We start from the raw sequence: 25623 nt of genomic DNA on the forward strand, positions 1-25623 counted from the left end.
ACTTACACTTCCTCACGCTGATCACTGCTGCTGGTGTCGCCCGCGCCCTGCTCCTGTACCCGGAACAGATGGCGAATCATGGAAACGCGCCCCGGATAGGGCTCTTCCGGTTCCCGGGCCAGATGCAACAACAGGGTGACCTCACGGATCAGACGGGCGATCGCCGCAATAAACAGCAGGGCAAAACTGATCGGAATGACCGATTTGACAATCCAGCGATAGGGCAGACCGGTCGGGTTCTGGGAGCTCTCGCCGATCTGGTAGGAGTAGTAGACCCAATCCAGGCTGTGCAGGAAGATGACCACAATAAACGGCAGCAGCAGGAACAGCAGACCGAAGATCTCCCAGCGGTGCTGGTTGGCGCGGGAGAGACTCATGTGCACGATATCCACCCGGATATGGGAATCGTTGGTAATGGCGAAGCTGAGGCCGAACATGAAGCCGACGGCGTAGATGTGCCAGATCAGCTCCTCCAGATAAACCAGTCCGTTGTTGAAGCCATACCGCAGTACGACCTGGACAAGAATGACACCGATCAGCAGCACATTGGTCCAGGCCACGACCTGGCCGATACGCTGCACGAATCCATTCAGGGCATCGACAATGGGTATGCGATATTCCAGATCGTTGGATTGATTCATCTCATGCCTCGATACTGTCTCAAGATGTCCCGGGCAAAAATCCGTTCAGCGGATGCCGGGGATAAATGACGGGTAAAAAAAGAGGGATCCCGGGACCGGGACCCCTCCTCCAGCTGCGGATTACTGCTCGCGCACGGTGCCCGGACGGGGCAGGAAGGCCCACTTGTTCCAGACCGCATAGTCGTTGCGGAAGCTCTCCAGGTTATCCCAGATCGCCTTGAACTCGGGGTCCTTGGTGGACTCTTCAGCTACCACCTCGGACCACTTGCCCCTGAACGCATCCAGGATCTCGGGAGACCAGTAGCGGTTCTCGACACCGTTCTTGTTGAGGTTCTCCTTCATCTGCGGGAACTGGATCGCCTCGCCCAGCGCCAGTCCGTCCAGCATGGCGGCCTTGCAACTCATCTCCACCAGGCCCTGCTGGGACTCGCCCATGCCCTTCCAGGTATCACCGTTGATTACCAGTTCGAACAGGGTGGCCGGCTGGTGCCAGCCAGGGTAGTAGTTGAACTTGAGGATCTTGTGGAAACCGAGCAGCTTGTCGATGGCCGGCATGGAGAACTCGGTGGCATCGATGGCGCCCTTCTCCAGGGCCGGGAAGATCTCGCTGGAGGGCAGCAGGCTGGTTGAGACGCCCATCTTCTCCATCACCAGCGCGCCCAGGCCGAAGAAACGCATGCGCACACCCTGCAGGTCCTCTGGCTTGTCGATCGGCTTGTTGAACCAGCCGGAGGTCTCGGGGGCGATAATGCCGCAGGGAATGGCATGCACATTCAACCCCTTCTTGTCATACATCTCCTGCCACAACTTGCGGCCGTCCCCGTAATAGATCCAGGCGAGGAATTCAGGTGCATCGGGACCGAAGGGAACAGCCGAAAAGATGCCACTCTTGGTGCCGAGCACGCCGGTGTTGTAGCCCGGCGTGGTATAGCCTGCGTTGACCTTGCCGCTGGCCACCGACTCCAGGATCTCCGCGGGTGGGATCAGTTTGCCCGGCTCATAGATCTTCATCTTGACACTGCCGCCGCTGGCGACGTTCAGGTGCTCGGCCAGCCACTTGGGGGTACTGCCCAGACCGGTCAGGTGGGTGCCGAAGTAGACCGGCACCTTGAGGAGGGTTTTCTTTTCCGCCGACAGTGCAACACCGCTGGCGACACTCAGGGCCAGGGCTGCGGCGGACACTACCGAGATCAATTTTCGATTCATGGTTCTTTTCACTCCAATGGGGAAACAGGGTGACAGCCTCCCGGTCAACCGCCTTCTCTCCGGCTTTTACCCTACTCGGATCACAATCCCGAGACGGTTTGACGAGGCCATCCTGTCGCCTGACAAACTGGATAAGTGGTCAGGCCAATTAATTAATAACCCATGGAATTAGCATTGTCAAACTTTCCCGAAGTCCCCGGATACGGCCAAATACACCCTATATATACCCCGCTTACTGCGTTATTTTTGTTGTGAATTTGGTAAAATAGCCCCCCAGGACTTCTCTTTTTCAAGAAATCAATCTAAACTCAAAACCAATTGGTCTTACCAGTTGTGAGGAAGCAGAGACCACCCGATGAAACAACAACGACTTTCCGACCAGATCGCGGAAAAACTGGAGGCGATGATTGCCGATGGCAGTCTGAAGCCAGGCGAGCGACTCCCGGCCGAGCGCGAACTGGCCCAGCGACTGGAGGTTTCAAGGCCGTCGCTGCGCGAGGCGATCCAGAAGCTGAACAGCAAGGGGCTGCTCAATACCCGGCACGGGGGTGGCACCACCGTCTGCGAATCACTGGAGCCGTCGTTTGTCAGTCCGCTAATCGCCCTGCTGCGGGAGATGCCGGAATCGCGCTATGACGTACTGGAGATCCGTCACGCCCTGGAGGGGACCGCCGCCTACTACGCGGCCTTGCGAGGCACCGGCGAGGACAAGGAGAAGATCAGGCGCTGTTTCGAGGTGATGATAAAAAACCACGGCAGCCCCGACCCGATGGACGAGGCGCGTGCCGACGCCGACTTCCACATCTCCATCGTGGAGGCTTCGCACAACCTGGTGCTGCTGCATGTGATGCGCGGGCTGTTTACCCTGCTGCAGAGCAGCATTTCGCACAACCTGGACAAGCTCTACACCCTGCCCCGGGTGTTCGAGCCACTCAGTAACCAGCATGAGCGATTGATGAACAGCGTGATCGAGGGCGATGCGGAGAAGGCGCGCCAGGCGGCCCAGGAACATCTGGTGTTCGTGGAAGAGTCGTTGCAACAGATCGATCGCGAAGAGGTGCGCAAGCAGCGCTCCCTGCGCGGACTGTCGGCTTGATTACTGCGGGTTATACGTTTGACTCCGTGGTAATCCGGAAACAGATATTGGCCGCGAATGAACGCAAATGAACGCGTATATTATTTAACGAATGCTTGATCCCCTTCTCCGGCGTTCAATAAATTTTTGCAGCAGGCGCGGTGGATGCGCTGTCGCTTATCCACCCTACAACACTACGAAACTGGCTTAGCCGCTGACAGGTAATTATATTTTTATTTGCGTGTATTCGCGTTCATTCGCGGCTAAAAAACGAAACCCAATCATTGTTTACAATGGTGGTAGTTTGTTAATCCTTTTGGTTTTCAGCACTCAGGAGTCTCCATGTCTCTGGCCAAGCACTACCCGGACAAACCGGACAAGGTCTATTTCTTCGGCACCTGCCTGATCGACCTGCTCTATCCCGAAGCCGGCCTCGCCGGCATGCAGCTGATCAAGCGCGAGGGTGTGCAGGTGATCTTTCCGCAGGATCAGACCTGCTGCGGACAGCCGGCCTGGAACTCCGGCTACCGCGATGAGACCCGGGCGGTGGTACTCAACCAGATCCGCACTTTCCCCCAGGATTACCCCATCGTGGTCCCCTCCGGCTCCTGCGCCGGCATGCTGCGCCACCACTATCCGGAGGTGTTCAAGGGCCTGCCCGAGGCGGGGCTGGTGGAGGATTTCTCGCAGCGCGTCTTCGAACTGACCGAGTTCCTGGTAAACGTGCTGAAGATTGAACTGCAGGATCTCGGGGAACCGACCAAGGTAGCACTGCACACCGCCTGTTCCGCACGGCGCGAGATGGGGGTCGCCGACGAGCACGAGGCGCTGCTGCGCCAGCTCGGCAACGTGCAGCTGGTGGAGCAGGCGCGCAAGGCGGAGTGCTGCGGTTTCGGCGGCACCTTCGCCGTCAAGCACCCCGACATCTCCGCCGCCATGGTGGCGGACAAGGCGCAGGCTATCAGCGACACCGGCGCCGAACAGCTGGTCAGCGGCGACTGCGGCTGCCTGATGAACATTACCGGCTATATGCAGCACCAGGACGTCGGCCCCCAGAACCATCACATCAGGGGCCAGCACATTGCCAGTTTCCTCTGGGAGCGTACAAATGCAGCAGAAAGCTGAATTCGACCAGCGCGTACAGAAGGCGCTGAACAACCCGCAACTGCGCCGCAACTTCCGCATCGCCATGGACGGGCTGATGGAGAAGCGCAGCAACGCCTTTCCCGACAAGGTGGCGCTGGAGGCGCTGCGCGTCACCGGCGCCAACATTCGCGCCAATGCGCTGGCCAAACAGCTGGAGCTGCTGGAACAGCTGGAGGCCAACTGCACCCGCAACGGCATCCAGGTGCACTGGGCCGAGACCATCGAGCAGGCCAACCGGATCGTCCTCGACATCATGCAGCGGCACAACGCCAGCCGCATGATCAAGGGCAAATCCATGGTCTCCGAGGAGATGGAGTTGAACCACTTCCTGGAGGCCCAGGGCAACAGCTGCATCGAGTCCGACCTGGGCGAGTACATCATCCAGTTGGACCATGAGACCCCCTCCCACATCATTGCCCCGGCCATCCATAAGAGCAAACAGGAGATCGCCCGGCTGTTCAAGGAGAAACACCCCGATATCCCCTACAGCGAGGATATCGAGACCATGACCCGCAGCGCCCGCAAGGTCCTGCGCAGCAAGTTCTACGAGGCCGAGGTGGGGCTCTCCGGGGTCAACTTCGCGGTGGCTGAGACCGGCACCCTCTGCCTGGTGGAGAACGAAGGCAACGGCCGCATGTGTACCACGGTACCGCCGGTGCATATTGCCGTCACCGGTATCGAGAAGGTGGTGGAGAAGCTGGCAGATGTCCCACCGCTGCTGAAGCTGCTCACCGGTTCGGCCGCCGGCCAGCACATCTCCACCTACTTCAACATGATCAGTTCACCGCGCAAGCCGGGAGAACGGGACGGGCCGACCGAGGTGCACCTGGTGCTGCTGGACAACCAGCGCTCCAGGATCTATGCGGATGAAGAGCTGTTCGACAGCCTGCGCTGTATCCGCTGCGGCGCCTGCATGAACCACTGCCCGGTCTACACCCGCATCGGCGGCCACGCCTACGGCTCGCTGATCCCCGGCCCCATCGGCTCGGTGATCGAACCGCAGAAGTTCGGTCTGGAAAATTTCGGCGTACTGCCCACCGCCTCCACCCTGTGCGGCGCCTGCGGCGAGGTCTGCCCGGTAAAAATTCCGCTGCCGAAACTGCTGCACCGGCTGCGCTACGAGCAGGTACGCAGCGACCACACCGGCGCCACCATCGGTCAAGGCTCGCAGCGCTCAGCCAAGGAGGCACTGATCTGGAAACTGTGGAGTTGGGCCCATGCCAACCCCGCCGTGTATCGCGGCGGTACCCGGCTGGCCGGCCTGTTCCGGGGCATCATACCGAACAAGATCGGGCCCTGGACCCGGGTGCGCACGGCCCCGAAGATCGCCCCCAAATCGTTACACCAACTGGCCCGGGAAGAGGGTTTCGACAATGAGTAAGGCACGCGACAATATCCTGGCCCGGCTGCGCGCCAGGGGTGTGGAAAAGGCCCCGGTTGAGCTGGATCGCACACCGGCGTCCCCCGACTGGAACCGGGAGGAGCGCATCGACCGCTTCTGCAAGGCGATGCGCTCGGTCAGGACCGAGGTCCATCCGGTCAGTGCGGCCGACTGGCCGGAGAAACTGGCCGCGCTGGCGAAGGAGAAACAACTACGCAACCTGCTCTATGCGCCGGCCGGCCCGCTGGCGGAAAAGATCGAGGCCACCTGGCGAGCCCATGCCGGTCTACCGGAACTGGTCACCCGCGAGGTGGACGTGGACGGCTGGAAAGAGGAGCTGTTTTTCGATATCGATGCCGCCGTCACCTCCACCCGCAGTGCCATCGCCGAGGTGGGCGCCATGATCCTCTGGCCGACCCCGGAAGAGCCGCGCACCTTCTCCCTGGTGCCCCCGGTGCATATCGCCGTGGTGGAAGCGAACCAGTTGCACAACACCTTCGCCGATGCCATCGCCGCCGAGGACTGGACCGCTGGCATGCCGACCAATGCCCTGCTGATCTCGGGCCCGTCGAAATCGGCCGATATCGAACAGACCCTGGCCTACGGGGTGCACGGCCCGGTGGAGCTGATCGTGCTGCTGATTGAATAGGCTTGACACGGGTTGACGGCGCCACGCCCTATCGATACGAAAATCCATATAGCCGTAGGGTGGGTTAGGTGCGCCCTGCGCAGGGGATGGCCGTTTGCATTGCACCGTACGCGCGCCGTAACCCACCGTTTGGCGGTCGAGGTCTCGGTGGGTTACGCGGCGCCCGACTGTTATCGTGGTCGGGAAGTGTCGTGTCTGTGCGCCGCTAACCCACCCTACGAACCTACCTATTGATATATCTCGCCAAGACACCAAGAACGCCAAGAACGCCAAGATTTGTCATGCATTTTCTGTAACTACTCACCCGCTCTGTAAGTGATTGGCCTGCCTTGCTGGCCGATCTTGGTGGCGCCTCGAATCCGGTCCCTTTTTCAGATTCAAGCCTGCCCTTGTTTGAGCGAAGCGAGTTTGGGCAGGTGCTGAAAAAGGGGCCGGATTCGAGGAGACTAGCCATCGTGTGAGGCCGGCAAGGCAGGCCAATCACCCCGTGGGTAGTTACCATTTTCTTTGCGATCTTGGCGTCTTTGCGAGAGTATTCCCTAAGACACAACTGAAAAGTGGCCAACCGGAATCCGGATGCTTGAAACCGCACTACAACGGGAAGTGGAAGCCCTGACTCAACAACTGCTGACCAGCGCCGGCGCGTACTTCCGTCAGGACCCCGGGCAGGTGGTGGTCAAATTCGATCTCACCGGCAAGGCCGCGGGGATGGCGCTGTTCCCGCACCGGGCCACCCCCGTGATCCGCTACAACGCCCTGCTGCTGGTGGAGAACCGGGCGGACTTTCTCAAGCGCACCGTGCCCCACGAGGTGGCGCACATCGTCGCCCGACGCCTCTTCGGCCACCGCATCAAGCCCCACGGCGCCGAGTGGCGCCGGGTGATGCGACTGTTCGGCGCCGAGGCCTCGCGCTGCCACAACTATGATGTGAGCCGCGCCATACGCCGCCGCCTGCAACGCTTCGCCTACCGTTGTGACTGCCGCAGCCATGAACTCAGCAGCATCCGCCACAACCGGGTGTTGCAGGGCCAGACCTATCTCTGCGTCAACTGCAAGCAACCCTTGGTGCAATCCCGCGAATAGTGCCGTGGCCCGACCGGATCCAAGCGGAAGACCAGCCGCGAATGCGCAATGCCCGATCATGGTCGCTTTAGAAACAATCAAAATTCCCAAGTCATAAAACGGTAACAGCCGGAGTTTAGCCTTGCCCTGCCATACGCGATTAAAGGTAAAACAACGGCTGCCATGCAACATACCCGGGAAGTGATGGTCAAGCTCTCCAACGAGATGCGGCAGGTCCATGACCAGGTGGACAAACTTTCTAAAGACAGCGTTGAGATCGAGAACATCCTCAAGGTGATCCAGGAGATTGCCGAACAGACCAACCTGCTGGCCCTGAACGCCGCCATCGAGGCGGCCCGTGCCGACGAGGTCGGATGCGGCTTCGCGGTGGTGGCCGACGAGGTGCGCACCCTGTCGACCGGTCGAACAAGCGGAACAGGACGCCGTGTTTACACAGCAGGCAACCTGCCTGTCCGCCTGATTCCAGGCCTCTGTCGGGTTTGATCGACTGACTCCCTGATCCGCACGCCAGCACTTTATTGGCCCGCACCGCCCTGCCCGCCGGTTGCGATCTATACTGTCAATGAGAGGTCGCCATACACCTTTACTCGCCTCTCGACAGGTTGGCGTTCCAAAGGGATCATGATCAAGAACAACATTCACTTCCACCTGCGTCTGCTGGCCATGCTGACCCTGGTGACGTTTCTCGGACCGGTTACCGCCGCGGAACCGGCGATCGATACGACGGATCTCATCGGCTCGCTGCAGGAACAACTCGCCGCGGGCGAGTCACTGCAGATCCTGCCGGCCCCGGACTGGCCGCGGTTGAGGCAGATCTACCACGACTACGGCAATCGGTTGCTGTGGCACGACCCGTCGGGCCGGATCGCCAGCGCGGGCGGCGCGCTGCAACGCTTTATCCACGACAGCGCACGGCTCGGACTTGAACCCCGCAATTATCACGCGCAACACCTGGACGACCCGCAGTTCCCGCAAATCCAGCAGGTGGTGCGTAATGACCTGCTGCTGACCGATGGTTTCCTCAGATTGAGCCGGCACCTCGCCCAGGGACAGCTCGATCCCGGCGGCATCGATCCACTGTGGAAAATACCGGTGGAACAGCTGGACAGCACCCAGCTGCTGGATCAGGCGGTGATCAACCTGGATCCGCTCTCGACCCTGGAGTCCCTGAGTCCGCGATCCCGCAGCTATAGCCGCTTGTTGCAGGCCCTGGCGGAGTATCGCCGGATAGCCGATCGGGGCGGCTGGCCCCCCCTTCCCGACTCCCCGCTGCTACGCCCCGGGGCGCAGCACGAGCTGATACCGCTGCTGCGTCAGCGACTCATCGCCTCGGGTGACCACGGCGATGGGGTTCCGGACGACCCCGATTTATATGACCCCCCCTTGCAGCAGAGCGTGGAACGTTTTCAGCAATCCCACGGCCTCAAGCGCGACGGCATTGTCGGTCCCAACACCCGGGCCGCACTGAACGTCAGCGTGGAGCAGCGCATCGCCCAGATAGAGTCGAACCTGGAGCGCTGGCGCTGGCTGCCGCAACGCCTGGGCGAGCGCTACATCCTGGTCAATATCGGCGGCTATCTGCTGCAATTGATGGAACAGGATGAGGTACTGTTGGAGAAACGGACCATTATCGGCAAACCGAAGCGCAAAACCCCCTCCTTTACCACCCGCGTAACCCACCTGGTGGCCAACCCGACCTGGACTGTGCCACGCCGCATCGCGGTGGAGGACCTGCTTCCGGAGCAGCGCCGTGACTCCGAATACCTGCTGCGCAAGAACATCCGGATCCTCCAGCGCGAGGGAGAACAGTGGGTGGCTCAGGACCCGGCCATGATCGACTGGGGTGAGTACAATAAATACAATTTCCCGTTCCAGCTACGCCAGAGCCCCGGCGACGGAAACAGCCTGGGACGGATCAAATTCCACATGCCCAATCCCTATGCCATCTATCTCCACGACACGCCGGCCCGGGGGCTGTTTGAACAGCCGGTCAGGGACTTCAGTTCCGGTTGTGTGCGGGTACAGGATATCGGGGAGCTGGTTGACCAGTTGCTGACCGGCAGCGGTCTGGAGACGTCACTCTCATTTTACGACCAGTTGAAATCCCGTGAAAGCGGCTACATCAAGCTAGCGGAGCCGATCGATGTGTTTCTGGTCTATTTCACCGCCTGGGTGGACTCCAGCGGTGAGATCCAGTTCCGCCCCGACATCTACAATCTCGACCGTCCGCTGATCCTGAGCTTACAGCAGCAGTATCCTCCCGAGGAGAATAAACTCGCCCATCAGCAACCAGAGAATATTCCCCTCACTGATTGACCCCCTCCAGCGTACCCGAACGACCTTCCAGCCAACGCGTGACCACGCTCACACGGCTGGCAATCGGCGCCGGTTTCATATAGCATCTAGCGAATTTTTTGGATATAAAACAACGAACTCAGCCGAAGCTATTGGGGAACCCGGCTACATGACGGTAAAAAAGAAAACAGATCCGGGCCTCCGGACACCCACCCTCAGTCGACGCGGATTTCTCGGCGGCTGTGCCGCCGCAACCGCCATCCTGGTAATGCCCAACGCTTTTGCCGGCATCAACAGGGCAGCGGAACGCGCCCTGGCGCTGCACCACCTGCACACCGGCGAAAGAAGCCGGGTCACCTACTGGGCCGAGGGATCTTATCTGCGGGACGGACTGCAGGAGATCAACCATCTGCTGCGTGATCACCGCACCGGCGACCAGCATAAAATGGATCCGCAACTGTTCGATCTGCTGTACCAGGTACAGGCCCGAATCGGCTGCCGCGGTGAATTTCACATCATCTCGGGCTATCGCTCCCCCAAGTCCAACCGGATGCTGCGCAACAACAGCAGTGGCGTCGCCAAACGTAGTCTGCACATGGACGGCAAGGCACTCGACATCCGCCTCTCCGGCTGTGACATCAAGCAGCTCCACCGCGCCGCCAAATCGCTCAAGGTAGGTGGTGTCGGGCTCTACACCCAGTCCAACTTTGTGCACGTGGATACCGGGCGGGTCAGGTACTGGTAAAAAGCGACAGACCGCTCCCCCAGCGGACCTTCCCCAATCTCGCCGCCTGGCCCTACCCTTTACCCACAAATGCCGATGAACACACCTGTAGGATGGGTGGAGGCGCGGCTCCATTGTTGACGGCAATACGCGGCGGTCGGCGCGCCGTAACCCATCTTCGGATGCGGATGCAGGTGCACGATGGGTTGCGCGCCGGAGAGGGAGCCGGCGGAGGGTTCATGGGGGCGCTCCACCCATCCTACGTCTGGATGCAGTCCGACCCATTGATGGGTAAAGGGCAGGCCTGATCCTATCTCGCTGAAAACCTTGCCGTGTAGAGTTCACTCAGTCGCTCGACCCGCCTTTTGTTCACCCCCCCATCACCGTATCCGACCCGCGAGGCGGAACGGATATGGATCTGCTGCCGGGCGCCATCCACCCGGACTTCCAGGTCGTCCACAAAGCGGAAAATAGCCGAGCTGAAGGTGGCCGCCAGGTAGTCATCACGCGCCGCCAGCACCGTCCCGCCCATCTCCTCGATCACGCTTTTCAGTATGGGCAATGCATCCGCCTGCCCGCCCGGGGGAAACGGGAGGGGGTCTATGTAATGCGCCCTATCCTCCCCATACTCGCTACAGACGCAGTTCGGCTTGTCGGGACATTTCGCCAGGACCCCGTCGACCAGCCCCGGAGGTTCGCCCGACCAGGAGACCATGCCCAGGGCAAAAAACAGCAGCATGACCGTGGCGGCTATTGCCAATATGATGATAAACACAATTTTCATAGGGCCACTGCCTGTTGTGTGACGGGAGGCTTCTTCCGGGATGTTTGTCTCAGGGGATCTGATTGCGATCCAGCCAGGTGGCCATGGGCCTTGGCCGCTTCCAAAACCGGCGTAGCGCGCCTCTGTCCAAGTGGTAGCTATGCCCGTTGCAGGTATAGAGCCGGATGGAATCGAGCCGCTTCGCCCAGACGGCATCTACCAGCGGTTCAAGCCAGGCCTCAAACTGCCCGACCTGCTCCCGCCAGGCGTAGGGGTCGGCACAGAGCACCGGGCGTTGCAGCCGATCGTAGCAGACCAGCGACTCCCCCGCCTGTGAATCGAGCAGCGAATCGAGTAGCGGATCGGCCTGGGCGGGGGGCCTTTTCAGCGGTTTGTCCGCGACCTCGGCCAGCCCCCGCAACAGGGGTGAATCGCCATGCAGAAACGTCAGCTCCGTCCGCAGCCGTTCGCTCAGTCTACCCCCGCCGGACAGCCAGAGCCCGTTGATCGGCCCCTTCCCTGCCTGCTCGCGCCGGGTGTTGAGATCCGCCGAATAGAACAGCATCTGGATCTCGTTCAGCACCCCGTGCCAGCGGATACCCTCCTCGCCCTCGGGCAGGAACAGGTCCATGTTGCGACCGAACACGTCGGCCAGCTCATACGTCTTGAGACGGGGAGGCGAGCCGAGCGACAGGTACCAGCGATGAGGATGCCGCACCTCCACCTGCCACCCCTCGTCGGCGAAATGGCTGTTGAAGAGTTGCGCCAGTTCATTCGCCTCATCGAGGCTCAGCTCCAGATCCTCCACGTCGAACAGCAGTAGCCGATCCTGATCCGGTCGCAGATAGACCGGCGTGAGCTGCAGCCAGTAGCAATCATCCGGCGACGCGCCGTCGCCGATCCGCCGGTAGGCGGCGGTGGGTAGATTGCGCCCGCCGTCGGCGCTGATGCCGAACAGCCCCAGCAGGACACTCTCCAGGTCCCGGCCGGGGTGCGCCAGGCGCTGAGCACGGGCAAACAGCCGTTCCAGCAGCTCAAAACGGACCGCTGCGCCGATCTGATCCAGGGCCGGCATCGGACCCAGCAGACCGGGAACCAGCAGATGTAGGTTTCGTATAGGCGTCATAATGTTGCGAGGATGGAACTGTCAGTGGCGTGGAGTAAATAAGCGTAGCGCATCCACCCGGCGTTGTAACCGTCCTGGCGGTCCGACCCCAGGTAAACACACAACCGCTGGTGAGAGTGGATCTGACTGCTTGATTGGCGGGTGTCCGCGGCCATGGATGGCCGCGGCAAGCCCCCAGGGATGGGTTTACGGCGTCCCGGTAAGCAAGCAGTCAGATCCTCGTCCCGCTCAGCGTTAAGATGATGTCGTCCTGGGTCCGACCCGGCCGGAATCGCGGCAGGGGCGCTTGCTCCCAGCACGGCGCGATATCAGCCTTCCAGCGTCTCCATGCGGATGCGCATCACCGGACCGGTCACCGAGGGCAACGCCTCGATCCGGGCGATCGCCTCGTTCATCCGCCGCTCCAGCACCTCGTGGGTCAGCATGATGAGGGAGACCTGGGGATCCCCTTCCGCCGGCTCTTTCTGCTTGATCGCCTCAATGCTGATACCACAATCCGCCAGGATGCGGGTGATCTCGGCCATCACGCCCAGTTTATCCGCCACCTGCATGCGCAGGTAATAAGAGGTCTCCACATCCGCCATGCCGAGGATCGGCAGATCGGAGAGCTTGTTGGGCTGGAACGCCAGATGAGGCACCCGGTTCTCCGGGTCGGTGGTCAGGGCGCGCACCACATCCACCACATCCGCCACCACCGCGGAGGCGGTCGGCTCGGCGCCGGCGCCGGCGCCGTAGTATAGGGTCGGACCCACGGCGTCGCCCTTGACCAGCACCGCGTTCATCACCCCGTCCACGTTGGCGATCAGCCGCCGCTCGGGGATCAGCGTGGGATGCACCCGCATCTCGATGCCCTTATCCGTCTTGCGGGCGATGCCCAGGTGCTTGATCCGGTAACCCAGCTCGCCGGCGAAGGCCACGTCCTGGCGCTCGATGCGGGTGATCCCCTCGGTGTAGGTCTTGTCGAACTGCAGCGGGATACCGAAGGCGATGGAGCTGAGGATGGTCAGCTTGTGGGCGGCATCGATCCCCTCCACGTCGAAGGTGGGATCGGCCTCGGCATAACCGAGCGCCTGGGCCTCGGCCAGCACATCCTCAAAATCCCGGCCCTTGTCGCGCATCTCGCTGAGGATAAAGTTGCCGGTGCCGTTGATGATGCCCGCCAGCCATTCGATCCGGTTGGCCGCCAGCCCCTCGCGGATCGCCTTGATAATGGGGATGCCGCCGGCCACGGCCGCCTCGAAGGCCACGGTGACCCCCTTGGCCTGGGCGGCGGCGAAGATCTCGTTGCCGTGCATGGCGATCAGCGCCTTGTTGGCGGTGACCACGTGCTTGCCGTTTTCGATCGCCTGCAGCACCAGTTCCCGGGCCGGGGAGTAGCCGCCGATCAGTTCGATGACGATCTCGATCTCGGGATTATTGACCACGGCGAAGGCGTCATCGGTCACCTCGATCTGTTCCAGGCCGCTGATCGCCTCGGCGTTGTATTCGCGCGCCGCCGCCTGGGTGATGCGGATACCCCGGCCTGCGCGACGGGCAATCTCCGCCGCATTGCGGGTCAGCACATTGACCGTGCCGCCACCGACCGTACCCAGACCCAATAATCCTACCTTGACCGCTTCCAAACTCTCTCTCCCACAATGCTGTTTACTTCAGGGCATACCATGCCCGGAAAATGCCTATTCTACCGCTAGTTTGGCGTCCTTGCGGATCATCTCGCGGATGCCGCGGATCGCCTGCCGGGTACGGTGCTCGTTCTCGATCAGGCCGAAGCGCACATAGTCATCCCCATGCTGGCCGAAACCGATGCCCGGGGCCACCGCCACCTTGGCATCCTTCAACAGTTTTTTCGAGAACTCCAGCGAGCCCATGGCCAGGTACTGCTCGGGTATCCTGGCCCAGACGAACATGGTCGCCTTGGGTCGCTCCACCGGCCAGCCGGCGGTGTTCAGGCCGTCGCACAGCACGTCGCGGCGGCGCTGATACATGTCGCGGATCTCGCGAACACACTCCTGCGGCCCTTCCAGGGCCTGGATGGCCGCCACCTGGATCGGCGTGAACATGCCGTAATCCAGATAGGACTTCATGCGCGCCAGGGCCGCCACCAGCACCTGGTTGCCGCACATGAAGCCGACCCGCCAGCCGGGCATGTTGTAACTTTTGGAGAGGGAGAAGAACTCGACGGCGATATCCTCCGCGCCCTTCACCTGCAGGATCGAGGGGGCCACGTAGCCGTCGAAGGCGATATCGGCATAGGCCAGGTCATGCACCACCCAGATGTTGTTCTGGCGGGCGATCTCGATCACCTTCTCGAAGAAGTCCAGCTCGACGCACTGGCCGGTGGGGTTGCCCGGGAAATTGAGCACCAGCATCTTCGGCTTGGGCCAGGAGTCGACGATCGCCTCCTCCAGCTTGTCGAAGAAATCCACTTCCGGCACCAGCGGCACGTGGCGGATATCCGCCCCGGCGATCACGAAACCATAGGGATGGATCGGATAGGCGGGATTGGGCACCAGCACCGAATCGCCCGGCCCCAGACAGGCCAGCGACAGATGCGCCAGGCCCTCTTTCGAGCCGATGGTGACGATGGCCTGGGTCTCCGGATCCAGCTCCACATCGTAGCGCTCCTTGTACCACTTGGTGATGGCGCGACGCAGCCGGGGGATACCCCGCGACATGGAGTAGCGATGGGTGTCCTTGCGCTGCGCCGCCTCCACCAGTTTATCCACGATATGCTGGGGAGTGGGCTGATCGGGATTGCCCATGCCGAAGTCGATTATATCCTCGCCCCGCGCTCGCGCCGCGGCTTTCAAATCGTTGACGATATTGAAAACATAGGGCGGCAGGCGCTTGATTCTAGGGAACTCTTCCATCTCGGGCGTTGACACAGGGGACCTCTTGACTGCACTGATTCAGTGGCTGGAAAAAAGGGTTTAACGTAACCGAGCGGTTACAGCCATGTCAATGTAAAAACCCGGTATCAAACGGCGCACGTGATCCCGCCCCGGCTCCCAGGGTGGGTCAGGCGCACCTTGCGCAGGGGATGGACATTTGCATTGTGCCGGGCGGGCGCCGTAACCCACCGTTGGCGTCGAGGAAATGGTGGGTTACGAGTGGAAGGGGTCGGACGGGCGATCGGGATTCTCTTTGCAGGGAGTGGCGCGGACTGCTATCTTTGCCCGCATGAAATTCTCTGTTGCAGACCAGTCGAACGGCAATACCATTCACGCCTACACGGATGAGAGTGTGGTGGTACGTGGCGTCACCTTTTCCAGCAGCCTGGTGATCATGCCCGACCGCATCATCTCCGACTGGCGCCCGGACTCCTTTCAGGCGTTGGACGAGGCCGACTTTGCCGCCCTCCTGGAGCTACGCCCCGACCTGGTGGTGCTGGGGACCGGCCAGCAGCAGCGCTTCCCGGACCCGCGCCTCTATCGCGCGCTGATCGAGGCCGGCATCGGCATCGAGATCATGACCACGCCGGCGGCCTGCCGCACCTATAACATCCTGACCTCGGAGGGCCGGCGAGTGATCGGTGCCCTGCTGTTCAGTTAGACCTTGAGCTCCGGCAACTCCGCGCGCGTCCCTTTACGACTGACTGGAACCACGATGCAATCCATCCTTTTTGAGCAGCGTCCGATCACCCCGTCCAAGGTGGTCTGTATCGGCAGAAACTATGTCGATCACGCGAAAGAGTTGAACAATGAAGTCCCCTCCTCGCCGGTCATCTTCATCAAGCCCAACTCCGCCATCAGCAACGAACTGTATGCCGGCACGCTACAACCCCTCCATTACGAGGGCGAGATCGCCCTGCTGATCATGGACGGCGCCATTGCCGGGGTCGGCTTCGGCCTCGACCTCACCAACCGGGAGATCCAGACCGAGCTGAAAGCCAGGGGACTGCCCTGGGAGCGGGCCAAGGCGTTTGACCGGGCCGCCGTGTTCAGTGATTTTGTCCGGCTGGCGGACCCGGTTGAGTCACTGCGGCTGGAACTGCGCATCAACGACAGCCTGGCCCAGCAGGGCGGCTATGAGCTGATGATCTTCAAGCCGGATTTTCTGCTCGAGGAGATCGCCCGCACCTTCACCCTGGAGGACGGCGATATCATCCTCACCGGCACCCCCAAGGGGGTCGGCACCTTCAACCGGGGGGACCGGTTCATTGGCACCATCCTCTCCGGCGACAAGACGCTGGTCTCGCGGGCGTGGACCGCGCTGTAGGAAACCACGAGAGGAACCCACGGGACATGTCCGCCGACGAAACAACACGCTATCCGCTGGACACCATCCGCACGATCCTGGAGCGGCTGCCGCATGTCGAGGCGCTGGGCATGACGGCCATCGAAATGCACCGGGGTTCCTGCCTGTTCGAGGTGCAATACGCCCCCCACCTGGTGGGCAACCTGGAAACCGGCGTAATCCATGGCGGCGTCATCACCACCCTGATGGACAGCGCCGGGGGCGCCGCCGCCTTTTCCGTGGTCCCCGCCGGCGCCTCGGTCGCCACCCTGGACCTGCGCATCGATTACCTGAAACAGGCAGAGCCGGGAAAGGCCATCCGCGGCCACGCCGAGTGCTACCGCCAGACCCGGCATGTGGTGTTTGTGAAGGGACACGCCTATCAGGACTCGACGGATGATCCGATCGCCCATTTTGTCGCCAGCTTCATGGTTGGCTCGGTAGGATTCGCACCCGATGCACAGCAGTGATACTTCGCTATTTGAAAAAATCATGCACCTGAAAGCGGCCGGCGAGTTCGCCGCCATCAGCGCGCTGATCCCCTACAGCGCCTTCGTCGGTCTGGAACTGGTCTCGGATGAAGGGGGCCTGCTCACTATCCTGCGCGGCAAGCCAAGCAATATCGGCAATACCACCATCCCGGCGGTCCATGGCGGCGTGGTCGGGGCCATGCTGGAGCACGCCGGGGTGATGCACATCATCCATGAGTGCGACATCGCCCGCTTCCCCAGGATCATCAATATCTCTGTGGATTACCTGCGCCCCTGCATCGGCAACCGGGATACCTTTGCCCGGGGTTACCTGATCAAGCAGGGCCGCAGTGTGTCGAATGTGCGGGTGGAGGCATGGCAGGACAACCCGCAGCGACCGGTGGCCGCCGCCCATGCGCATTTCATGATGGGTTGAAGTTGACACTCCGGCAAAGACCGTAGGTCCGTAGGTTGGGTTAGCGGCGCACAGGCACCGCGCATCCAGGCCACGACAAGGCAGAGCGCCGCGTAACCCAACGCATCCGCGGTCGTCAAACGGTGGGTTACGGTGCGCGCACGGGGCACGGCAATATGCATTCCCACGCAGAGCGTGGGAACGAGGAATGGGGTGAGATTTATTGCGCCAGGGTGGGGCCGATCGTGTAGGTTGGGGTGAGCTTGCGAACGCCAACATGAGCGATGGACAGAACCGCCGTTTGTTGGGGTTCGTTCCGGTCATCACCAATCTGTGGTCGCTTTTGGCATTGGGTGTGGCTGTCGGTTACGCGGGGCCGATCTGGTCACCCCAACCTACTCGCTATTCCGCCCGCCGCGTCCGTAAAGGTGTTACTGGTTGTTGTGCAACCCGATCACCACATCGGACGACGAGTTTTCACCCTGTTTGGCCGAGTCGCTGCGAATCAGCTCCAGCTGTTCCAGGTACTGGGGACTGACATCGCCGGTGACGTACTGGCCGTCAAATACCGCCGTGTCGAACCGCTTTACCACGGACTTGTCCTCTTTCTTGACGGCGGAGATGAGATCCTCGATATCCTGGAAGATCAGCCGGTCGGCGCCGATAATCTCCTGCACCTCCTCCACGCTGCGGTTGAAGGCCACCAGTTCGTGGGCCGAGGGCATGTCGATGCCGTAGACATTGGGGTGTTTCACCGGTGGCGCGGCGGAGGCGAAGTAGACCTTGGCGGCACCGGCCTCGCGGGCCAATTGCACGATCTGCTGTGAAGTGGTGCCGCGCACGATGGAGTCATCCACCAGCAGCACCCGCTTGCCCTTGAACTCCGAATCGATGGCGTTGAGTTTCTGCTTGACCGATTTCCTGCGCACCTGCTGCCCCGGCATGATAAAGGTGCGGCCGATATAGCGATTCTTGATAAAGCCCTCGGCATACTCCACCCCCAGCGCGGTGGCCAGGGCCAGCGCCGCGGTGCGGCTGGTATCCGGTATCGGAATCACCACGTCGATATCGTGATCGGGCCAGACCCGTTTGATCTTGCCGGCCAGCTTGGTGCCCATGCGCGAGCGCGCCTTGTGGACGAAGATGTTGTCGATAATGGAGTCGGGACGGGCGAAGTAGACAAACTCGAAAATGCACGGGGTGTGCTCGGTATGGGCGGCGCAGACGCAGCTGTGCAGCTTGCCGTTCAGGTCGATGAAGATCGCCTCGCCCGGGGCCAAGTCGCGCACCAGTTCGAAATCCTGGGAGTCCAGCGCCACGCTCTCCGAGGCGATCATGTATTCGGTGCCCTGGTCGGTCTCACGCTTGCCGAAGATGATGGGGCGTATACCGTGGGGATCGCGGAACGCGACCATACCGTAGCCGATGATCATGGCGACGGCGGCATAACCACCGCGCGAGCGCCGGTGCACCGCGGCAACCGCCTTGAATACATCCTTCTCGTCGATGCGCAGTTTGCCCAGGCTGTGCAGTTCATGGGCAAACACATTCAGCAGCACCTCGGAATCCGAAGAGGTATTGATGTGGCGCAGATCCTCGCGGTAGAGGTCCCCTTTCAGTTCATCGGCGTTGGTCAGGTTGCCGTTATGCGCCAGGGTGATGCCGTAGGGGGAGTTGACATAGAAGGGTTGCGCCTCGGCCGAGGAGGAGCTGCCGGCGGTGGGATAGCGCACATGGCCAATCCCTATGTTCCCCTTGAGGTTGATCATGTGTTCGGTCCTGAACACATCCCGCGCCAGACCGTTGTCCTTGCGCAGATGGAGTTTCCGTCCATCCATGGTGACGATTCCCGCCGCATCCTGCCCGCGATGCTGCAACACCAGCAGCGCCTCGTAGATCGCCTGATTTACCGGGCCGTAGCCAAAGATTCCGACAATACCGCACATGATCTGCCTACCCTTGAGAGTCTTCTGATCGTTAAATAAATTTAAACTTTTCGCCGATATCCGCAGGTAGCAGCTGTTTCAACCAGACTGCAAGATCCTGGAAATATCCGATCAATTGTGACTCCTTCCACCAAGGATCGTTTGGAAAGGGGGTTAACCCTGCCAAAAGTACCAGTATTGCTACCAGTATAGCTCCCCGTGCTGCTCCAAACAGAATGCCAATGAGCCGGTCCGTCCCACTCAGGCCGGTCTTGTCGACCAGTTGGCCCACCAGAAAATTTACCAGCGCGCCCAGCATCAGGGTCGCTATGAAGAGAATAAGAAAGGCGGCCCCCAGCCGGACCGAGGGAACCGTGAACCAGTCCAGTTGCAGGGCCAGTTCACGAAAAAAGGTCCAGGCGACCCAGAAGGCGAGCACCCAGGCAGCCAGCGACAGCGCTTCGCGCATGAAACCGCGGACCAGACTGATCACCGCCGACAGGCCGATAATGCCGATAATGACGTAATCAATCCAGACCATTCAGGACAGCGCAACCGTGCTGGGAATAGACGTTAAATTCATAATCGGATTTTTGTCTTGGAAAACGCGAAATTTTAACAGAGGCATTCCGCCAGCAGAAGCGAATAATGCCACAGCCGCTAATGAAATGGGGGTTAACTCAGGGATAGGATCTCACCGTGCCCTTTAGATTCAACGGCTTGAGGTCTTTGTTCAGACTGACCAGCATCTTGTCGGCCAATTTACGATCGACCTCCGGCCCGACCTTGACCCGATAGACGGTCTTGCCGTCCACATCCGCCTGTTCCATGAACGCGGCGTATTTCATCTCGCGGATCTGCTGCACCAGCTTCTCGGCATTCTCCCGGCTGGAGAAGCTGCCGACCTGAATCACCCAGGCAGTCAGGCCGACCCGCGGCTCAACGGCGGGTGGCTCAACCGCCGGCGGCTCAACCGCCGGCGACTCAACGGCCGGCGACTGGGTTTCCGCCTGTTCGAGGTTATCGGCCGGGGCGGATGGCGCGGTTTTCTCCGTAACCGCCGGGGCCGGCGGCTGCTTCAGCGGCACGATCTGCGGGCGGTGCGAGGCCGGCGGGATGGCAAGTTGCTCGTCCTCGGAAGGGATCACCCGGGAGGAGAAGTCGCGCTCGGGTTTGGGTGGGATATTGGTCTTGTAGATGCCGGTCTCGATCACCGGTTCATCTTCCAGCAGCATCGGCACGAAGATCACCACCAGCGACACCAGTACCGTCGCCCCGACCAATCTTTTTTTCAATCTCTCATCCACGTCGCACACCTTTTGCCGATTCCGAGGTTGCCCCCATTATAGGGATGGTTGCCGCCGCCATTCCAGACCTCAGGGGAGAATTGTCGCGCGGTATCCACCAGCCCCGGCGTTCAAACCAGCTTTGCCACGTCACCCACCGCATAGAACGAGCCGAACACCACGATCCGATCCCCCTCCCCGGCAGCGGCGCGGGCGGCCGTAAAGGCGGCGGCGACATGCTCGAAGCGGTGCCGCCGGGACGCCTCGACCCCCTGCTCCCCGAGCACCTGTTCCAGTTGCGCGACGGGTGCCGCCCGGCCGGCATCGATCTGAAACAGATACCACTCATCGATTCGCGGGGCGAGGATCTTGACCACCTGATCGATCGCCTTGTCCGCCAGCATGGAGAATACGGCGAGGGTCCGGCCGTGGCAGAACATGTCCCCGAGATTGTCCGACAGCGCCCGCGCCGCCTGGGCATTATGGGCCACATCCAGGATCACCAGGGGATCGCGGCCGAGCACCTGGAAACGCCCCGGCAGTTGCGCCTCCTGCAGGCCGAAGCGTACCGCCCGCTGATCCAGCGGCAGTTCGTCGCGCAGCAGTTCCAGCACCATCAGCGCGGCCGCGGCGTTCTGCAACTGGAAGGCACCGCGCATATTGGGCAGCGGCAGCGAATATCGCGGGTGCTCCGCCTGCAACCACTCCCAGCCCTGCTCCTGGCGGCGCCACTGGTAATCCTCTCCGGCCCGCAGCAGCCGGGCGCCCAACCGCTCCGCCGCCTCACCGATCGAGGCCGGCATGTCGCTGCCGGCATAGACCACCGGCCGGCCCTGACGCATGATACCGGCCTTCTCCCGCCCGATCTGTTCCCGGTTGTGGCCCAGCCAGTCGGTGTGGTCGATATCCACGGTGGTGATCAGGGCGACATCGGGATCGATGATATTGACCGCGTCCAACCGCCCCCCCAGACCCACCTCAAGCACCACCACATCCAGTGCGGCGGCGGCGAACAGATCCAGCGCCGCCAGGGTGCCGAATTCGAAATAGGTCAGCGGGGTGTCGCCGCGCGCCCGGTCAACACGCTCGAACGCCTCACAGATACTCCGGTCGGATTGCGGCTCGCCGTCGATCACGATGCGTTCGTTATAACGCACCAGATGGGGCGAGGTGTAGCAACCGACACGATAGCCGGCGGCGCGCAGTATCGCCTCCAGGAAGGCGACACAGGATCCCTTGCCGTTGGTCCCGGCCACAGTGATAACCTTGCAGCCGAGCGGCGCCGGGTGGAGTTGCCGCCAGACCTCGCCGACCCGCACCAGACCAAGCTCGATCTCTCTCGGGTACAGCGTGCTCTGCCAGTTCAGCCAGTCATCGAGGTTGTCAAAGCGCATAGTGGTATCTGTCTGCTGGGATCGACTGGGTCGGAGTCATACCCGGACCGCCAGCCGTAGGTTGGAGTTCGCAGGCTCACCCCAACCTACGGTCATGCGAAATCCGCGCCGTCTACTCCTCCGTAATGGCGGGGATTTCGACTTCGCCCGCGACGGCCGGTTTGGGCTGATGGGTCAGGATACTCAGCAGGCCGGCCAGCTTGTCGCGCATATCGCGCCGGTCGATGATCATATCCAGGGTACCGTGCTCCAGCAGGAACTCACTACGCTGGAACCCCTCGGGCAGGGTTTCGCGTACGGTCTGCTCAATCACCCGGGGACCGGCGAAGCCGATAAGGGCATTGGGCTCGGCCACATTCAGATCGCCCAGCATGGCGAAGCTGGCGGAGACGCCGCCGGTGGTGGGGTCGGTCATCACCGAGACATAGGGGACGCCCTGTTGGCGCATCTTCTGCAGTGCGGCACTGGTTTTGGCCATCTGCATCAGGGAGAAGAGCGACTCCTGCATACGCGCACCGCCACTGGCCGAGAAACAGATGAAGGGGATACGCTGCTCCAGGCACACGTTCACCCCCCGAACGAACTTTTCACCCACCACGGAGCCCATGGAACCGCCCATGAAGCTGAACTCAAAGGCCGCCGAGACCACGTCCAGCCCCTTCAGGGTACCCTGCATGACGATCAGCGCATCCTTCTCCCCCGACGACTTCTGCGCCTGGGTGATGCGATCCTTGTACTTTTTACTGTCCTTGAACTTCAGCGGATCGGTGGGTGACAGATCGGCGGCCAGTTCCCGCCCGGAATCCGCATCGAGGAATGCCGCCAGGCGCTTGCGCGCACCGATCCGGTTATGGTGGCTGCACTTGGGGCAGACATCCAGGTTGCGCTCCATCTCGGCGCGATAGAGGACCGCCCCACAACCGGGGCACTTGGTCCAGAGCCCCTCCGGAACGCCCCGCTTGTTGCCGCCTTCCGTGCGGATACGGCTCGGCATCAATTTTTCAAACCAACTCATGGTTAAATCCCGTTTTTTCTCTTTAATCCTGGCGGACCGCTGCCCGTGTCGGCAGCCGTCCGCATCATATCAAATCAATCGCCTGCCGCATGGAGGAGAGGATCATGGCGATGGCCGGGGCGATCTCATCCGGTGTTTCGCGCAGCTCCTCAATCCGTTGCACCAGGACGCTGCCGACGATCACCGCATCCGCCACCTGGGCCACGGCCTGGGCGGTATTGGCATCCTTGATACCAAAACCGACGCCTACCGGCAGGCGGGTGTGTTTGCGGATCTGCGCGGTCTTGGCGGCGACATCGCCCACCGCCAGATGGCCGGCCCCGGTGATCCCTTTCACCGACACATAATAGACAAATCCGCTGGCGGTATCGCAGATGTGCTGCATGCGCTCATCCGTGGTGGTCGGCGCCATCAGGAAGATCGGATCGATATTCCGCGGCCGCAGGGAGGAGAGCAGATCGTCCGCCTCTTCCGGCGGCAGGTCCACAGTCAGCACGCCGTCGACACCGGCCTCCGCGGCGGCCAGGGCGAAGGCCTCGTAGCCCATCACCTCGATGGGATTGAGGTAGCCCATCAGCACCACCGGCGTGGCCTCATCCCGTTCGCGGAATTTCCGCACCATGCCCAACACATCCCGCAGGCAGACACCCTGTTCCAGGGCGCGCTCGCTGGCACGCTGGATCACCGGCCCGTCGGCCATCGGATCGGAAAACGGCACCCCCAGTTCGATAATATCGGCACCGGCCTCCACCATGGTGTGCATCAGTGGCACCGTCACGGCAGGTCCGGGATCGCCCGCGGTCACGAACGGAATCAGCGCCACCCGCCCCCGCTCTTCAAGCTGTTTGAAACGATCACTGATTCTGCTCATATCTTTAATCCATCCCGTGCCGCCACGGTGTGCATGTCCTTATCACCCCGGCCGGAGAGATTGACCAGAATGGTCTGTTGCTCATCCATCTCCCGGGCCAGCTTGAGGGCGTAGGCGACGGCGTGGCTCGACTCCAGCGCCGGGATAATCCCCTCGACCCGGGTCAGGGTATGGAACGCGGCCAGCGCCTCATCGTCGGTGGCGGCCACGTAGCCGACGCGTCCCACATCCTTCAGCCAGGCGTGTTCGGGGCCGACCCCCGGGTAGTCCAGTCCGGCCGAGATGGAGTGGGTCTCGATGATCTGGCCGTTCGGATCCTCCATCAGATAGGTGCGGTTGCCGTGCAGTACACCGGGGGTACCGGCACACAGCGGTGCGGCGTGGCGCCCCGAATCGAGCCCGTCACCGGCGGCCTCGACGCCGTACATGGCGACCGACGCATCATTCAGGAAGGGGTGGAACAGGCCGATGGCATTGGAGCCGCCGCCGACGCAGGCGACCAGGGCATCGGGGAGCGCGCCGGTCTGCTGCTGCATCTGCACCCGGGCCTCGCGGCCGATCACGGCCTGGAAATCCCGCACCATGGCGGGATAGGGGTGGGGACCGGCGACCGTACCGATGATGTAGAAGGTGTTGTCGATATGGGTCACCCAGTCGCGCATCGCCTCATTCAGCGCATCCTTGAGGGTCTTGGAGCCGGACGACACCGACTCGACCCGGGCACCCAGCAGTTTCATACGATAGACGTTGGCCTCCTGGCGGGCGATATCCACCTCCCCCATATAGACCACGCACTCCAGTCCCAGCCGGGCCGCGACCGTGGCGGTCGCCACACCGTGCTGACCGGCCCCGGTCTCGGCTATGATGCGGCGCTTGCCCATGCGCTTGGCCAACAGCGCCTGGCCGATGGTGTTGTTCACCTTGTGCGCGCCGGTATGGTTGAGATCCTCACGTTTCAGGTAGATCCGCGCCCCGCCGTTCTCGCGGCTCAGCCGCTCGGCAAAATAGACCGGCGAGGGGCGTCCCACGTAGTTGGCCAGGTCGGCGTCCAGCTCGGCCAGGAAGTCGGCGTCCTGCAGGTATTTTTCGTAGGCATCACGCAACTCCTGCAGCGGCTCCATCAGCGTCTCGGAGACGAACAGGCCGCCATAGGGGCCGAAGTGCCCGCGGGCATCCGGCATGTGGGTGAAATCAATCGGTTGTTCGCTTGGCACGCTCTACTCCTCGCATGAATGCCCTGATTTTCTCTTCATCCTTGATACCTTTCTCCTGCTCCACGCCACCACTCACATCGACGGCATAGGGGCCGATCCGTTCAATGGCGGCCGCGACATTGTCCGGGGTCAGGCCGCCCGCCAGAATGATCCGGGCCCGCATCGGTTCAGGTATCCGTCCCCAGTCGAAGGGGGCGCCCGTGCCACCGGGCTTGCCCGGCTGATAGCTGTCCAGCAACAGGCCCGCCGCGCTCCGATACTGCCTGTCCAGAGCGGGCAGATCCACTTCCGGACGCATCCTCAGGGCCTTGATATAGGGGCGGCCATGGCCTTCGCAGGCCGCCGCGGTCTCATCTCCATGAAACTGCAACAGATCCAGCGGGACGTTTTCCAGCACCTCCGCCACCGCTTCGGCAGTGGCATTCACAAACAGTCCGACGGTGGTGACGAAGGGAGGCAGCTCGCGGATGATCTGCGCCGCCCGGGACGCCGTTACCGCGCGTGGGCTGGGCGGATAGAAGACCAGACCGATGGCATCCGCTCCGGCCCTGACCGCGGCCATGGCATCTTCAGGACGCGTAATACCACAAATTTTGACCCGGGTTCTCATAGAACAGATAACGATACAGGATAGTGCCTGAATGCGGAAGATTTTACCCCGCATACGAACCGAAAGCAGTGAAAAAAATTGCCCTCTCCAGTCCCACC

At 61.7% G+C, this 25623-nt stretch carries 26 protein-coding genes; 12 read left to right on the forward strand and 14 right to left on the reverse strand.

Annotation, left to right across the window (positions count from 1 at the left end; translation table 11 throughout):
• Positions 1-2: 2 nt before the first annotated feature.
• Complete coding sequence (locus O9K64_RS05695) at positions 3-641, reverse strand: TRAP transporter small permease subunit (protein ID WP_275097110.1); 639 nt, start codon at positions 639-641, stop codon at positions 3-5.
• Positions 642-761: 120 nt separating this feature from the next.
• Positions 762-1847 carry a TRAP transporter substrate-binding protein gene (locus tag O9K64_RS05700; RefSeq protein WP_275097111.1) on the reverse strand — a complete coding sequence of 362 codons (1086 nt, stop codon included), beginning with the start codon at positions 1845-1847 and terminating at the stop codon, positions 762-764.
• Positions 1848-2202: 355 nt separating this feature from the next.
• Between O9K64_RS05700 and O9K64_RS05705 the strand changes: the two genes are divergently transcribed.
• The 8 genes from O9K64_RS05705 to O9K64_RS05740 all read left to right on the forward strand — a co-directional run bounded on the left by O9K64_RS05705 (position 2203) and on the right by O9K64_RS05740 (position 10221).
• Positions 2203-2943 carry an FCD domain-containing protein gene (locus tag O9K64_RS05705; RefSeq protein ID WP_275097112.1) on the forward strand — a complete coding sequence of 247 codons (741 nt, stop codon included), beginning with the start codon at positions 2203-2205 and terminating at the stop codon, positions 2941-2943.
• A gap of 321 nt (positions 2944-3264) precedes the next feature.
• A complete protein-coding gene (locus tag O9K64_RS05710; RefSeq protein WP_275097113.1) occupies positions 3265-4047 on the forward strand; it encodes a (Fe-S)-binding protein in 783 nt (260 codons plus the stop codon).
• Positions 4031-5449, forward strand: coding sequence for a LutB/LldF family L-lactate oxidation iron-sulfur protein (locus O9K64_RS05715; RefSeq protein WP_275097114.1), 1419 nt, complete (start codon positions 4031-4033; stop codon positions 5447-5449). Before O9K64_RS05710 ends, O9K64_RS05715 begins: the two co-directional genes overlap by 17 nt.
• Entirely contained in the window at positions 5442-6098 is a 657-nt protein-coding gene (locus O9K64_RS05720) for a LutC/YkgG family protein (protein WP_275097115.1), read from the forward strand. Before O9K64_RS05715 ends, O9K64_RS05720 begins: the two co-directional genes overlap by 8 nt.
• Before the next feature lie 576 nt (positions 6099-6674).
• On the forward strand, positions 6675-7181 hold the full coding sequence (locus tag O9K64_RS05725) for a SprT-like domain-containing protein (protein WP_275097116.1): 507 nt from the start codon (positions 6675-6677) through the stop codon (positions 7179-7181).
• A 162-nt stretch (positions 7182-7343) separates the two neighbouring features.
• On the forward strand, positions 7344-7664 hold the full coding sequence (locus tag O9K64_RS05730; protein WP_275097117.1) for a methyl-accepting chemotaxis protein: 321 nt from the start codon (positions 7344-7346) through the stop codon (positions 7662-7664).
• 138 nt (positions 7665-7802) lie between these two features.
• The gene (locus O9K64_RS05735; RefSeq protein ID WP_275097118.1) at positions 7803-9497 is read left to right on the forward strand and encodes a L,D-transpeptidase family protein; all 1695 of its coding nucleotides are present in this window, start codon (positions 7803-7805) and stop codon (positions 9495-9497) included.
• 148 nt (positions 9498-9645) lie between these two features.
• Positions 9646-10221: a DUF882 domain-containing protein gene (locus O9K64_RS05740; RefSeq protein ID WP_275097119.1), complete on the forward strand. Its 576-nt coding sequence runs from the start codon at positions 9646-9648 to the stop codon at positions 10219-10221.
• Between the two features lie 289 nt (positions 10222-10510).
• Here O9K64_RS05740 and O9K64_RS05745 read toward each other — a convergent pair whose 3' ends face one another.
• The 4 genes from O9K64_RS05745 to alaC all read right to left on the reverse strand — a co-directional run bounded on the left by O9K64_RS05745 (position 10511) and on the right by alaC (position 14959).
• Positions 10511-10984 carry a DUF1499 domain-containing protein gene (locus O9K64_RS05745; protein WP_275097120.1) on the reverse strand — a complete coding sequence of 158 codons (474 nt, stop codon included), beginning with the start codon at positions 10982-10984 and terminating at the stop codon, positions 10511-10513.
• A gap of 49 nt (positions 10985-11033) precedes the next feature.
• Positions 11034-12089, reverse strand: coding sequence for a hypothetical protein (locus O9K64_RS05750; RefSeq protein ID WP_275097121.1), 1056 nt, complete (start codon positions 12087-12089; stop codon positions 11034-11036).
• Between the two features lie 308 nt (positions 12090-12397).
• Positions 12398-13711, reverse strand: coding sequence for a homoserine dehydrogenase (locus tag O9K64_RS05755; protein WP_275097122.1), 1314 nt, complete (start codon positions 13709-13711; stop codon positions 12398-12400).
• Between the two features lie 54 nt (positions 13712-13765).
• Positions 13766-14959 (reverse strand): alanine transaminase, encoded by a 1194-nt coding sequence (gene alaC, locus O9K64_RS05760; protein WP_275097213.1) that lies wholly within the window; start codon positions 14957-14959, stop codon positions 13766-13768.
• Between the two features lie 310 nt (positions 14960-15269).
• Here alaC and O9K64_RS05765 point away from each other — a divergent pair, with 310 nt between their 5' ends.
• The 4 genes from O9K64_RS05765 to O9K64_RS05780 are packed head-to-tail and all read left to right on the forward strand — an operon-like array spanning position 15270 to position 17231.
• Entirely contained in the window at positions 15270-15641 is a 372-nt protein-coding gene (locus tag O9K64_RS05765; RefSeq protein ID WP_275097123.1) for an Mth938-like domain-containing protein, read from the forward strand.
• A gap of 54 nt (positions 15642-15695) precedes the next feature.
• Positions 15696-16307: a fumarylacetoacetate hydrolase family protein gene (locus O9K64_RS05770; protein WP_275097124.1), complete on the forward strand. Its 612-nt coding sequence runs from the start codon at positions 15696-15698 to the stop codon at positions 16305-16307.
• 26 nt (positions 16308-16333) lie between these two features.
• Entirely contained in the window at positions 16334-16795 is a 462-nt protein-coding gene (locus tag O9K64_RS05775) for a PaaI family thioesterase (RefSeq protein WP_275097125.1), read from the forward strand.
• The gene (locus O9K64_RS05780; protein WP_260295205.1) at positions 16782-17231 is read left to right on the forward strand and encodes a PaaI family thioesterase; all 450 of its coding nucleotides are present in this window, start codon (positions 16782-16784) and stop codon (positions 17229-17231) included. The genes O9K64_RS05775 and O9K64_RS05780 overlap by 14 nt, the downstream gene beginning before the upstream one ends.
• A gap of 410 nt (positions 17232-17641) precedes the next feature.
• Here the strand turns inward: O9K64_RS05780 and purF are convergent, their stop codons facing one another.
• The 8 genes from purF to O9K64_RS05820 form a co-directional block, all read right to left on the reverse strand.
• Positions 17642-19156, reverse strand: coding sequence for an amidophosphoribosyltransferase (gene purF / locus O9K64_RS05785; protein WP_275097126.1), 1515 nt, complete (start codon positions 19154-19156; stop codon positions 17642-17644).
• 31 nt (positions 19157-19187) lie between these two features.
• Entirely contained in the window at positions 19188-19676 is a 489-nt protein-coding gene (locus tag O9K64_RS05790) for a CvpA family protein (protein ID WP_260295203.1), read from the reverse strand.
• A gap of 139 nt (positions 19677-19815) precedes the next feature.
• Positions 19816-20442, reverse strand: a complete 627-nt coding sequence (locus tag O9K64_RS05795; RefSeq protein WP_275097127.1) for an SPOR domain-containing protein — start codon at positions 20440-20442, stop codon at positions 19816-19818.
• 110 nt (positions 20443-20552) lie between these two features.
• Entirely contained in the window at positions 20553-21815 is a 1263-nt protein-coding gene (gene folC / locus O9K64_RS05800) for a bifunctional tetrahydrofolate synthase/dihydrofolate synthase (protein WP_275097128.1), read from the reverse strand.
• A 112-nt stretch (positions 21816-21927) separates the two neighbouring features.
• A complete protein-coding gene (accD, locus tag O9K64_RS05805) occupies positions 21928-22830 on the reverse strand; it encodes an acetyl-CoA carboxylase, carboxyltransferase subunit beta (RefSeq protein WP_275097129.1) in 903 nt (300 codons plus the stop codon).
• Between the two features lie 64 nt (positions 22831-22894).
• Entirely contained in the window at positions 22895-23701 is an 807-nt protein-coding gene (trpA, locus tag O9K64_RS05810; RefSeq protein ID WP_275097130.1) for a tryptophan synthase subunit alpha, read from the reverse strand.
• Complete coding sequence (gene trpB / locus O9K64_RS05815; RefSeq protein WP_275097214.1) at positions 23698-24882, reverse strand: tryptophan synthase subunit beta; 1185 nt, start codon at positions 24880-24882, stop codon at positions 23698-23700. The genes trpA and trpB overlap by 4 nt, the downstream gene beginning before the upstream one ends.
• A 10-nt stretch (positions 24883-24892) precedes the next feature.
• The gene (locus O9K64_RS05820) at positions 24893-25525 is read right to left on the reverse strand and encodes a phosphoribosylanthranilate isomerase (RefSeq protein WP_275097131.1); all 633 of its coding nucleotides are present in this window, start codon (positions 25523-25525) and stop codon (positions 24893-24895) included.
• Between the last annotated feature and the right edge of the window lie 98 nt (positions 25526-25623).

Source organism: Sedimenticola hydrogenitrophicus (assembly GCF_029017505.1).
Lineage (GTDB): Bacteria > Pseudomonadota > Gammaproteobacteria > Chromatiales > Chromatiaceae > Sedimenticola > Sedimenticola hydrogenitrophicus_A.

Coding starts and splice junctions, on each gene's coding strand:
- O9K64_RS05695 (WP_275097110.1), bottom strand. CDS start 641: ATGAATCAATCCAACGATCTGGAATATCGCATACCCATTGTCGATGCC.
- O9K64_RS05700 (WP_275097111.1), bottom strand. CDS start 1,847: ATGAATCGAAAATTGATCTCGGTAGTGTCCGCCGCAGCCCTGGCCCTG.
- O9K64_RS05705 (WP_275097112.1), top strand. CDS start 2,203: ATGAAACAACAACGACTTTCCGACCAGATCGCGGAAAAACTGGAGGCG.
- O9K64_RS05710 (WP_275097113.1), top strand. CDS start 3,265: ATGTCTCTGGCCAAGCACTACCCGGACAAACCGGACAAGGTCTATTTC.
- O9K64_RS05715 (WP_275097114.1), top strand. CDS start 4,031: ATGCAGCAGAAAGCTGAATTCGACCAGCGCGTACAGAAGGCGCTGAAC.
- O9K64_RS05720 (WP_275097115.1), top strand. CDS start 5,442: ATGAGTAAGGCACGCGACAATATCCTGGCCCGGCTGCGCGCCAGGGGT.
- O9K64_RS05725 (WP_275097116.1), top strand. CDS start 6,675: ATGCTTGAAACCGCACTACAACGGGAAGTGGAAGCCCTGACTCAACAA.
- O9K64_RS05730 (WP_275097117.1), top strand. CDS start 7,344: ATGCAACATACCCGGGAAGTGATGGTCAAGCTCTCCAACGAGATGCGG.
- O9K64_RS05735 (WP_275097118.1), top strand. CDS start 7,803: ATGATCAAGAACAACATTCACTTCCACCTGCGTCTGCTGGCCATGCTG.
- O9K64_RS05740 (WP_275097119.1), top strand. CDS start 9,646: ATGACGGTAAAAAAGAAAACAGATCCGGGCCTCCGGACACCCACCCTC.
- O9K64_RS05745 (WP_275097120.1), bottom strand. CDS start 10,984: ATGAAAATTGTGTTTATCATCATATTGGCAATAGCCGCCACGGTCATG.
- O9K64_RS05750 (WP_275097121.1), bottom strand. CDS start 12,089: ATGACGCCTATACGAAACCTACATCTGCTGGTTCCCGGTCTGCTGGGT.
- alaC (WP_275097213.1), bottom strand. CDS start 14,959: ATGGAAGAGTTCCCTAGAATCAAGCGCCTGCCGCCCTATGTTTTCAAT.
- O9K64_RS05765 (WP_275097123.1), top strand. CDS start 15,270: ATGAAATTCTCTGTTGCAGACCAGTCGAACGGCAATACCATTCACGCC.
- O9K64_RS05770 (WP_275097124.1), top strand. CDS start 15,696: ATGCAATCCATCCTTTTTGAGCAGCGTCCGATCACCCCGTCCAAGGTG.
- O9K64_RS05775 (WP_275097125.1), top strand. CDS start 16,334: ATGTCCGCCGACGAAACAACACGCTATCCGCTGGACACCATCCGCACG.
- O9K64_RS05780 (WP_260295205.1), top strand. CDS start 16,782: ATGCACAGCAGTGATACTTCGCTATTTGAAAAAATCATGCACCTGAAA.
- purF (WP_275097126.1), bottom strand. CDS start 19,156: ATGTGCGGTATTGTCGGAATCTTTGGCTACGGCCCGGTAAATCAGGCG.
- O9K64_RS05790 (WP_260295203.1), bottom strand. CDS start 19,676: ATGGTCTGGATTGATTACGTCATTATCGGCATTATCGGCCTGTCGGCG.
- folC (WP_275097128.1), bottom strand. CDS start 21,815: ATGCGCTTTGACAACCTCGATGACTGGCTGAACTGGCAGAGCACGCTG.
- accD (WP_275097129.1), bottom strand. CDS start 22,830: ATGAGTTGGTTTGAAAAATTGATGCCGAGCCGTATCCGCACGGAAGGC.
- trpA (WP_275097130.1), bottom strand. CDS start 23,701: ATGAGCAGAATCAGTGATCGTTTCAAACAGCTTGAAGAGCGGGGGCGG.
- trpB (WP_275097214.1), bottom strand. CDS start 24,882: ATGCCGGATGCCCGCGGGCACTTCGGCCCCTATGGCGGCCTGTTCGTC.
- O9K64_RS05820 (WP_275097131.1), bottom strand. CDS start 25,525: ATGAGAACCCGGGTCAAAATTTGTGGTATTACGCGTCCTGAAGATGCC.